This is a genomic window from Streptomyces sp. NPDC018964 (genome assembly GCF_044390325.1).
GTDB lineage: Bacteria > Actinomycetota > Actinomycetes > Streptomycetales > Streptomycetaceae > Streptomyces.
The window spans coordinates 194,042-203,356 of sequence record NZ_JBIRYZ010000014.1; the positions used below are offsets into that span (position 1 = coordinate 194,042).

The window sequence follows — 9,315 nt, forward strand, 5'->3', positions numbered from 1 at the left end:
CGTACCAGGACAACGGTACTCACGGCTCAGGACACGATCCGCTGCCGGAGCGATGAGCGATCTCGGATCCCCGACCAGTACGCTCTCGCCGCCACCCGGTCGTGCTCGTCCAAAAAAATCCACCAGCGCCCCTCAGTCACATCACGATGTCAGCAGTTCGTGGTTTCGCCCCCGAGATCGTCGGCAGGCGGGGTCTGGAGAAGGCCGCTGAGCTTGCCGCGTAGTTCGGCGGTGGCGGGGTGGCCGATTTCGCCGGCGATTTCCAGGGCGTGGCGCCAGGCGAGCTGGGCGGCTTGGAGGTCGGCGAGGGCGAGATGTGTGTCGCCGAGGTGGTGGAGTATCTCCGTCTCGCCGTAGCGGTCGCCGAAACTGCGGTCCAGTTCGAGGGCCCGTCGGTAGCAGTCGAGGGCGGCGGTGTACTCGGTGAGGTGATGGTGTGCGTAGCCGAGACTGTCCCACGCTCCTGCCTCGCCGTGCCGGTCGCCGATCGCCTGGTTGAGAGCCACCGCCTGGGTGCAGTACTCGAGTGCGGCCCGATGGTTGCCGAGCGCGATGTTCAGCCAGCCGACGTTGTTCAGTGCCTTGGCCTGACCGGCTTGATGGCCGGTCTGCCGGTACAGCGTCAAAGCCTGCGTGGCGTGGTCGAGTGCGTCTTGCTGGCGCCCTTGCTGGTTGCACACCCAGCCCAGGCCTCGGCGGGTATGGGCCTGGCTGTCCCGGTCGCCCAGGGCGTCGTAGAGATCCAGTGCGTGGCGGAAGTGGGTGTGGCCTTCGTCGAGCCGGCCGGTCTGGGTGTAGACGTTGCCGAGGCTGCGGTGCGCTGCGGCCTCCCAGGACACGTTGCCGAGCCGTTGTGCCGCGTCGAGCGCGATGTGCTGGCCGGCGATCCAGTCGTGCCAGTGACCGCGGTAGTCGAAGAACGTCTCCAGGGACCAAGCCAGTTGCCAGGCGTGCGCGTCGTGACGCGTCCTGACAGCCAGGTCGATGGTGCTGAGCAGCGTGGGGTGCTCAACGGTGAACCAGGCCAGGGCCGCGTCCTGGTCCGCCAAGGCCAGGGGAGTCACGCCGGGCCGGGCAGCCGTCAGGCCGATCCCGTCCCGGTGCGGGTCCAGCCGCTGCGCCGCCGCGTAGGCCGTGTGGAGGCAGAAGTCCACCACCCTCGAAAGTGCTTCGGCGCCGCCGTCGGCCAGTTCTGTTCTTGCCTGTTCGACCGCGTAAAGGCGGACCAGGTCGTGCAGCCGATAACGGCCCGGTACGGATTGCCGGACGAGGTGGGCGTTCTCCAGCTCCCTCAAGGCAGCGTGCACCGCGGTGGCCGGGCAGGCGAGGAGGCTGCCGACCGCGGCGAGCCCGATCTCCGGTCCCGGGGCCAGCCCCACGAGCCGGAACACTTTTGCGGCCCCCGCGGTCAGGGCCCGGTACGACACAGTGAAGGCCGCGCGCACGCTGGCGGTCAGATCACCCGCGTCCAGCGCGTCCAGCCGCGCCGACTCCTCCCGGAGCTCCTCGGCCAGCACGGCGAGCGGGAAGTCCGGATGGGCCGCCGCGCGGGCCGCCACCACGCTGATCGCCAGCGGCAGCCCCGCGCAGTGCTCCAGCAGCGCGGCAACGGCTTCCGGCTCGGCTGCCACACGGTCTTCCCCCAGGTGGCGGCGTATCAGCTCCCTTGCTTCAGCGTCGGCCAGCACATCAAGCGTCACCATCCGGGCCCCATGGGCACTGGCCAGCCCGGCCAGCCGCCGGCGGCTGGTGACCAGCACCGTGCAGGTGGCGCTGCCGGGCAGGAGCGCGGCCGCCTGCTCGGCGTCGGCGGCGTTGTCCAGCACGATCAGCATGTGTCTGCCCTCGAGCAGACTCCGGTACAGCCCGAGCTGAGCCTGCACATCCACCGGCACGGACCCGGAGTCCACCCCCAGCGCGTCGAGGAACCCCCGTACCGCGGTGGTGAGCGCGACGGGCCTGTCCGAGGGATCGAAACCACGCAGATCGACGTAGAGCTGCCCATCCGGGAACCGTCCGATGTTGTGGTGCGCCCAGTGCAGGGCCAGCCAGGTCTTGCCGATCCCACCGCTGCCACCGATCGCGGAGATCATCACCGTTCCGCCTGGCTCTCCCCTTGAGCCCAACGCCTTGTCGAGCTCCGCGAGCTGGCGCTCCCGGCCGGTGAACCAGCGCGGCCGGCCGGGAAGCTGACGGGGCACCAGGGCGGGCGCCCCGGTACGCGCAGCGGGCCCGGGCTCCGCGAGGGGCAGGGCCGCGTCGCCGGTGAGGATCTGCTGGTGCAACTGCTGCAGGGGCGCTGCGGGATCGGTGCCCAGTTCCTCGGCCAGCTGTCCCCGGACGCGCCGGTAGTGGGCCAGGGCGTCGGCGGCCCGTCCGCTGCGGTACAGGGCGAGCATGAACTGGCCGGCCAGCCGCTCGTCCAGCGGATACTGCCCGGCCCGTACGGACAGGCCGGCCAAGCACTCGCTGTGGCGGCCGGTGCGCAGCAGGGCGTCGGTCCAGTCCAGCTCCGTGGCCCATCGCTCGGTCCGCAGCTGTTCACGCACGGTGTTCAGCCACGGAGAGTTCAGCCCAGCCAGCGGCTCGCCCCGCCACAGCCCCAGTGCCTCCTCGAACAGGGGCAGGGCGGACCGGTCGTCCGTGTCCTGGCGGGCCCGCGCGATCAGGTGGCGGAAGCGGTGCAGGTCCACCGTGGCCTCGCCGAGGTCGAGTGTGTAGCCGCCGGAGCGCCGGACCAGCCGGACGCTGTGCGGTTCCAGCGTGCGGCGCAGACGGGACAGGTAGGCATAGAGCGTCTCCCGCCCTCGGTGGGGCACGCGGTCGTCCCACACCCGGTGGAGCAGCTGGTCGGCCGGCACCGGTTGGCCGGTGCCGGCCAGCAGGGCCGCGAGAACGCACTGTTGCCGCGCATGCCCCAGGGCCACCGGCCGCTCCCCGGCCCGCGCCTCGAGTGTTCCCAGTAACCGGAACTCCAGCATGGCGTGCTCCCCCTTGATGCGGGTACGGACCTGAAAGCACTACTGTGACCTGCGGCGTAGGTTTTTCCGTAAGGTTTCTCGCAAGGTCGGCTGTACATCGTTGCTGGTGTGTCCAGAACCAGAGACTCCGGGTGCCGTGAGTCCTGGCCGATCACGTTCGTCCGAGGATGGCCTGGGGGGCGGGCCGGTCTCACCGCGCGGGGGGTCTTGCCGCCGGGGGGTGCGGTACGCGCGTACGACGTCTTCGGCAAACGGGCGGCCTCCTGGCGCGGTCACGTCTGGGAGGCCGGCCACATGCAGGCTCCGGTGCTGGTCGATGCCGGTGGTGACCTGGTGCGCCCGTGGGTGACCTGGTTCATCGACACCGCCACCAAGGTCATCACCAAAACCGCGTTCACTCCTGGCGTTTCTTCCCGCGTCTCCGTCGCGGGAGTCGGTGCCGGTCCGCGCTGCGTGCTGCGGTCCTGCGCGAGGACCCCTACGGTCCGTTCGGCGGCCTGCCCGAGAAGGTACGTGTCGACCGCGGCAAGGACTTCCTGTCCCGGACGGTGACCGCGGCGTTCGATCTGCTGGACGTGACGGTGGAGGACCTGCCCGCCTACACCCCCCACCTCAAGGGCACCGTGGAGGGCCTCAACCGGGCGGTAGAAGGCATGTTCCTGGCCGCGCTGCCCGGCTACGCCCGCCAGCCGCGCCCCGGCAAACGTCCCTCCCGGCCGAAGGACGAAGTGCTGCTCGGCTTCGAGGACTTCACCACCCGGCTGCTGGACTGGACACAGTGGTGGAATACCGAGCACCACCCCTCACCGCTGCGGGGCAGGACTCCGCTTCAGGCCTGGCAGGACGATCCCACCCCGCTGCGGGACGTGCCGGCCGCGGACCTGTGGACGTTCACTCTGGAGGACGCCGGGACCCGCACGCTGACCACCCGCGGCATCCGCTTCAGGAAACGCGACGATGCGGGGGTGTCGTAGTCGTCACCGTGGCGGGCGCTCATGAAGGAGGCCCTGTCGTAGGCGATGTAGCCGCGCCCGCCGCCTTCCGGTGTCTTGTCGGCGATCAGGATCAGCCCGGTGCCGGTGCCGGTGCCGGTGCCGGTGATGGCGGTGGCCGGCCGCCCGCCCGGGCGCAGAGCCTTGAGCCAGGCAGCCGGTATCGGCCGCACCGATCCGGTCGACACGATCCGGTCGAATGCTCCGGGAAGGGGCGCCGTGGTGAGGTCGCAGACGGCGGTGCGCGGGCGTAGCCCGATGCTGTGCAGCCGGTCGGTGGCGGTCTGGACGAGGTGGTCGTCGATGTCCACGCTCGTCACCAGGTCGGCGCCCAGCCGGTGGCAGGCCAGAGCGGTGCCGTATCCGGTGCCGGCCCTCACCAGTGTGCGGCAGCCCTCGCCGAGCATCGCGTGCCGGTACATGGTCACGATCAGGGTGGGCAGGGCCGACGACGACGTCGGCCCTGCCCGGCGGAGCGAGCCGGCCCGGCTCCGCGTGATCGGCGTGCAGGGGCCCGATGCGGGTCACCAGCGTCTCGTCCGTATACGCGCTCTCAAACCACCCCTCAAGGTCGGCTGCGCCGTCGCGGACCGTACGGCCGCCGGCTGTCCTCTCCCACCAGCGCGGCACGAAGACGTGCCGCGGCGTGGCGTCCGCCAGACGGCGCGCATGGCCCTCCCAGCCCGCGTCCATGTCCCCGCGCCCCTCTCCCTCGAGTGCCGTCGAATGCCGCCAGACCTCTATCAGCCGTCCGACGGGCCGCACGTGCCGCCGGAACTCGGCTGGCAGGTGTCGTCGTTGGGCGAGCAGTCCGGATCACAGGGAGCCGCCCCGGCACGACGCGCGACGCTCGCCGCCACCTCCGCCCACCGCTCACCGGCCAGCACCGACGCCAGGCTCGCACCCCTGACGCTGCCCGCGGTCAGGAACCGGCCGATCTCACACACCGCCACCGTGCCGTCCGGGAGAACCGCGGCCTTCCCGTCCCCGCACCGCCCGCACAGCGACGACACCGAAGGCACCGCCCCGCCCGCGGCGTTACCGACGGCACGCACCCGGTCGACACGGACCTGCTCAACACCGAGGGCCTGCATCTCGGCACGGGCCCGCCCCGCGCGCCGACCGCCGCCCAGGTCGACGATGCCGACCTGCACCCGCACCCCGCGGCGCACAGCCCCGACGATGTTCGCGCGCGTCGCCGCATGAGAACCGGCACGCCCAGTGACCGCGTCGTGCTCGCCGGCATCGTCGCCGTAGTCCACCTACGCGTCGATGGCCCACCACGCCGTCCAGACGGGCCAGCCCGTCTGGACGACCACCATCTGCGACGTCCTCAACGCCAAGATCCTGCCCACCGTCAACGCCATGAAGGGCATCCTCGCCGGCCTCGGCATGGAGACGGACGACCCCGAGTACAACCAGTGGCTCGAGGCGCGGCTCGTCCTGGAGGCCACCGAGATGCGGCAGAAGCTCGCCGCCAAGGCCCTCCAGGACGCCAGCAACAGGCGTGTGCGCCGGGTCCGTCCGATGCGGACCGTCGTACGACGAGAGGACTGACACCCGCCCCGCGACACCATCGAGGGCCCCGGCCGCACCAGCGGCCGGGGCCCTCACCATGCCCGGCCCCGACCGCTGGCCCCGGCCCGCCGGCACGGGCCCTGGGACGCCATGACGCTCCCAAGCTCTCGTCCACACCGCCTGGTCAACCGACCTTCCACGGCGGTCATGCCCACTCCACGCCCAGCTTCCGCAGCGCGTCCCGCTGCTCCGCGCTGAGTTTGTCGCGTCTGGTGCGTGTGTTCGAGACCCATACTCCGAGGCGTACCGACGCCGGCTCGGCTTCGCCGTCGACCACCAGCTCCACTACGGCGCCTCGCGGGACGGGCCGCTGGGCGCCCTCTCGCTCGATCCACTGGGCGAGGGCGGCCAGCCCACGAAGGAAGGCCTGTTGGGCCTTGATCCCCTTTGCCGCGCCCTTGGCCGTCGGGGCGGGAGGCGGCGTCTGGGCAGGCTTCACACCGATCCTGGTCAGCCGCTGCTGCTGTTCGGTCGACAGCTGTGCCCAGGTGGCCGGTCGGGTCTGCCGCCGGAGCCATCGTCCGATGTCGTCGCCGTCCATCAGCACGCCGGGTGCGATGTCGGGCACGACTCCGCCGGGCTCGTCGGCGGCGAGGTGGGCGAGGTGGCGGTAGTGGCGTTGCCAGTCGAGGGGCCAGGGGCAGTTCCAGTCCGGGTCGATCGCGGCGAGCTGCTTCGCGCGTTCCGCCGCCCGGTCCGGGTTCTTCCCGAGGCCGTCCTTGCGGCGGAGGTTGGCCATGTGCTGCCCGACGGGCACCATCGCCTCGCCCTCGCCCCACACTGCGTCCTGGCGCGGTGCGAGGTGCCCCATGACCCGCCGGTAGGACCGCAGCGCGGCCAGCTTGTTCTCCCACGCCTCCTCGCCCGGCTCCCACACCATCCCGGCCTCCGGCGCGTCCAGCAGCGTCTTGCGCCGTTCCTCCAGCTCCCCGGCCCGCAGCGCCTTGCGCTGCTGGTGGACCCATCGGCCAAGCGGAAATGCCTTGGTCGCTCCGACTTCGACCTCGGTGTCGTAAGGAACGGCGTAGAGGCTGGTGATCTGGTTCTCCTTCCGCCAGCGGAGCAGGGCTTGGTAGCCCTCCAGCCAGACCAGGGACTCGGGTCGGTAGACGCGGGTGCGCAGGAACGCGGCGATGGTCGCTGGGTCGCGCGGTGTGGAGAAGTGCAGCAGGGCCGCCTCGGTGGCGGCCTCCATGTCGTCCTGCTCCTGGTTTTCGCCGTCACCCCCGCCGCCGGCCCCGACGATCCGCCCGTCCCCGTCGCGCTGCACGTGGACCTTGCGCTTGCCGCTGGTGTGGGCGCGGGAGGCGAGCTGCTCGACCAGGCGCTCATCGTGCGAGCGCAGTCCCTGGAGCACGGCCACGAGGGGGCGGAACGAGGCGCTGGCGACCATGTCGGTCGGGTCCTCACCGGGTTCCAGGAACACCGGCACGATGATCCGGGCGACCTTCGTGGAGCCGTCGCGGTTGAGCCGGAGCGCGCGGCCGATGTTCTGCACGATCTCCACCTGGGAGCCGCGGGTGTCCGCGAAGCAGACGGCTTCCACGCCTCGTTCGCCGGTGATGTCGACGCCTTCGCCGAGGACGCGGCAGCTGGCGAGGAACGCCCGGTGCACCCTGCGCCCGGCCGCGTCGATGCCGTTGGCGAACTGGCGTAGGGCTTCGCGTCGTTCGGTGACGAGGTGGTCGCCGCACAGCCACGTCGACCACACTCGCTCCGGCGGCACGTGCCGGCCAGCCTCGAGCTCGTAGAGCTCCGCGCCGATCGACGACGCGGGCAGCTTCTCGGCGGCCGTCAGGTCCTCGTCCGAGGCATCGCGCGCGTACAGCTCGGCTGCGGTCTTCGGTAGTTTCTCCGCGAACGCCGCGGCTTCCTCGACCTTCTGGTGGAAGGTCATGACCGTACGCAGGTTGTACGCCGCGGCGTGCTCCAGAAGCGCCGTCTGCAACAGGGCCAGGCGCCGGCCTCGCCGCGCCTCCTCCGACTCCCCGACGGTGGGGGAGGGGTCGCGGATCTCGAGGACGTCGATCTCGAACCCGGCGAGGACGCCCCGCTCGATGGCCTCCGAGAGCCCGAGCTCGGCGAGCCACACACCGTACGTGCCGTTGGGGTCGTCGGCCATGGTCGCGATCTCCACCTCCTGGTCGCCCGCGCCCCTGCGCGGCTGCGGCGCCGCCAGGATGCGCGGGGTCGCGGTGAGGTAGAGCCGGAAGTCGGCGGGGATCCGCTGGTTGTCGTGGATCGCCGCCCACGGCCGACCAAGCTCCCCTGCGGTTGAGTGGGCTTCGTCCACGATGGCGAGGTCGAACGGGGCCATCTGCTGGCCATACAGCCGTTCCCCGCCCGCCAGCGCGGCCTCCAGCGGCCCGCGTACCTTCCGCTGACCCTCTGGGGCGTCGATGTCCTCGCGGTCCACCAGGGAGGCGTACGTGGCGAACACGACCACCGGCCCGTGCCCGGCCCACAGGGCGAGCTGGATCGGGTTGGTGGTGGTGCGTACCCCTAGTTCGTTCAGTACCGGGTCGTTCTCCAGCGAGCACACCGCGACCATGGGGGAGCGGTGGCCCACCCGGTGCCACGCCTGGGCGGTCTGCACGAGCAGGTCCAGGGTCGGCACGGTCACCAGAATCCGCCCGCCCGGGAAACACTCCAGCGCGCACGCAGCGGCGGTGATCGTCTTCCCCGACCCGGTCGCGGACACGATCGTGCCCCGCGCCCCCTCAGGGGGAACAGATGATCTTTCAGGGAATCCCACCCACTTACGGAAAGCAGCTTTCTGGGCCACCTGGTGTTCCCGAAGCTGAATTCCCAGCATTCTCAAGCCCTTCCTCTGGCTTCTTTTTCACCCGCTTCGGGAATCACTGGGACGGCGTGAAGGGCGGCACGGACACCGTACCGTCCTCGCCCACCACAACCCGTTCGGCGAGTTGGGCCAGGACCTGAGAGGGGGACAGCCCCGCCCGGTAGGCCACCGACCGGAGCAGCCGGCTGGACGCGGCGGACAGCCAGACCTCCGCACGCAGCTCATCCGCTCCCTCCCGCTCCTGCTCCCCGGAGGCGGACTGTGCCGCAAGCGCACCAGCAAGCCGTTCCTCACGCTCACGAGCCCACACCGAGCCCTGAACATCCTGCTCCGGCTCGTACACACCCCAACCCAGCGCACTCATCAAGTCCCTGACGCGCCGCCACTCAGCGTGCTTGACCAGCCAGATGAAAGCCAACCGCTCCCGGTCCATCTCGAACTCGTAGAAGGAACCGTTCCCCCTCAACCGCTCCGCGGTCTCCCGCTCACGGACAGCGGCCTCCGCGACCTTCTCCGCAACAGCGGCGGCATCCAGCCCATTCGCCTGACGCCGAACCTCATCCCGCGCCACGTCCTGAGCACTTTACATTGTTTTCCCTTTTCCGGAAGCGCGGACATATCAGTCCGCATCGGGTGGTTAGGAGGTGTCCCGTGCTTCCGCCAAGACTACATGTGCATCAATTCGAATGAAGCCACTACCCAGCACCCTCTCCCACGCAGCCAGCCAGGCCCACACCACCGACCCCAGCCACCCCTCCCCGTAGCCGCCCGGGCCAAAGGCCCGTTGACGGCGCCGCGCAGCGGGGCCGGCCCTCGTGGCGCGCAGCGCCATCAGGTGGCTGGAGCGCAACGGAAGCCACCTACGGGGCCGCAGGCCCCGTAGTCCCGAGAGCGCAGCGAACGGGACGTCACCCGCCCTGCGCAGCAGGGCGGGTGAGCGGGACGCGCAGCGTCCCGCCAG

General features: G+C 70.9%; 6 protein-coding genes. 1 reads left to right on the forward strand and 5 read right to left on the reverse strand.

Going from position 1 to position 9,315, the window contains the following annotated elements:
* Positions 1-149 precede the first annotated feature (149 nt).
* From ACH5AO_RS24025 to ACH5AO_RS24035, 3 genes are all read right to left on the reverse strand, one after another.
* Positions 150-2,981: a BTAD domain-containing putative transcriptional regulator gene (locus ACH5AO_RS24025; RefSeq protein ID WP_398927857.1), complete on the reverse strand. Its 2,832-nt coding sequence runs from the start codon at positions 2,979-2,981 to the stop codon at positions 150-152.
* An 829-nt stretch (positions 2,982-3,810) separates the two neighbouring features.
* Positions 3,811-4,395 (reverse strand): methyltransferase domain-containing protein, encoded by a 585-nt coding sequence (locus tag ACH5AO_RS24030; protein ID WP_398927867.1) that lies wholly within the window; start codon positions 4,393-4,395, stop codon positions 3,811-3,813.
* Between the two features lie 321 nt (positions 4,396-4,716).
* Positions 4,717-5,235 (reverse strand): SPASM domain-containing protein, encoded by a 519-nt coding sequence (locus tag ACH5AO_RS24035; protein ID WP_398927859.1) that lies wholly within the window; start codon positions 5,233-5,235, stop codon positions 4,717-4,719.
* Between the two features lie 10 nt (positions 5,236-5,245).
* On the opposite strand from ACH5AO_RS24035, the gene ACH5AO_RS24040 reads away from it, so the two are divergent.
* Positions 5,246-5,530, forward strand: coding sequence for a hypothetical protein (locus tag ACH5AO_RS24040; protein WP_398927861.1), 285 nt, complete (start codon positions 5,246-5,248; stop codon positions 5,528-5,530).
* A gap of 166 nt (positions 5,531-5,696) precedes the next feature.
* Here the strand turns inward: ACH5AO_RS24040 and ACH5AO_RS24045 are convergent, their stop codons facing one another.
* Both ACH5AO_RS24045 and ACH5AO_RS24050 read right to left on the reverse strand, forming a co-directional pair.
* Complete coding sequence (locus ACH5AO_RS24045; RefSeq protein ID WP_398927863.1) at positions 5,697-8,366, reverse strand: Helicase associated domain protein; 2,670 nt, start codon at positions 8,364-8,366, stop codon at positions 5,697-5,699.
* A gap of 43 nt (positions 8,367-8,409) precedes the next feature.
* On the reverse strand, positions 8,410-8,925 hold the full coding sequence (locus ACH5AO_RS24050; protein WP_359562236.1) for a hypothetical protein: 516 nt from the start codon (positions 8,923-8,925) through the stop codon (positions 8,410-8,412).
* Between the last annotated feature and the right edge of the window lie 390 nt (positions 8,926-9,315).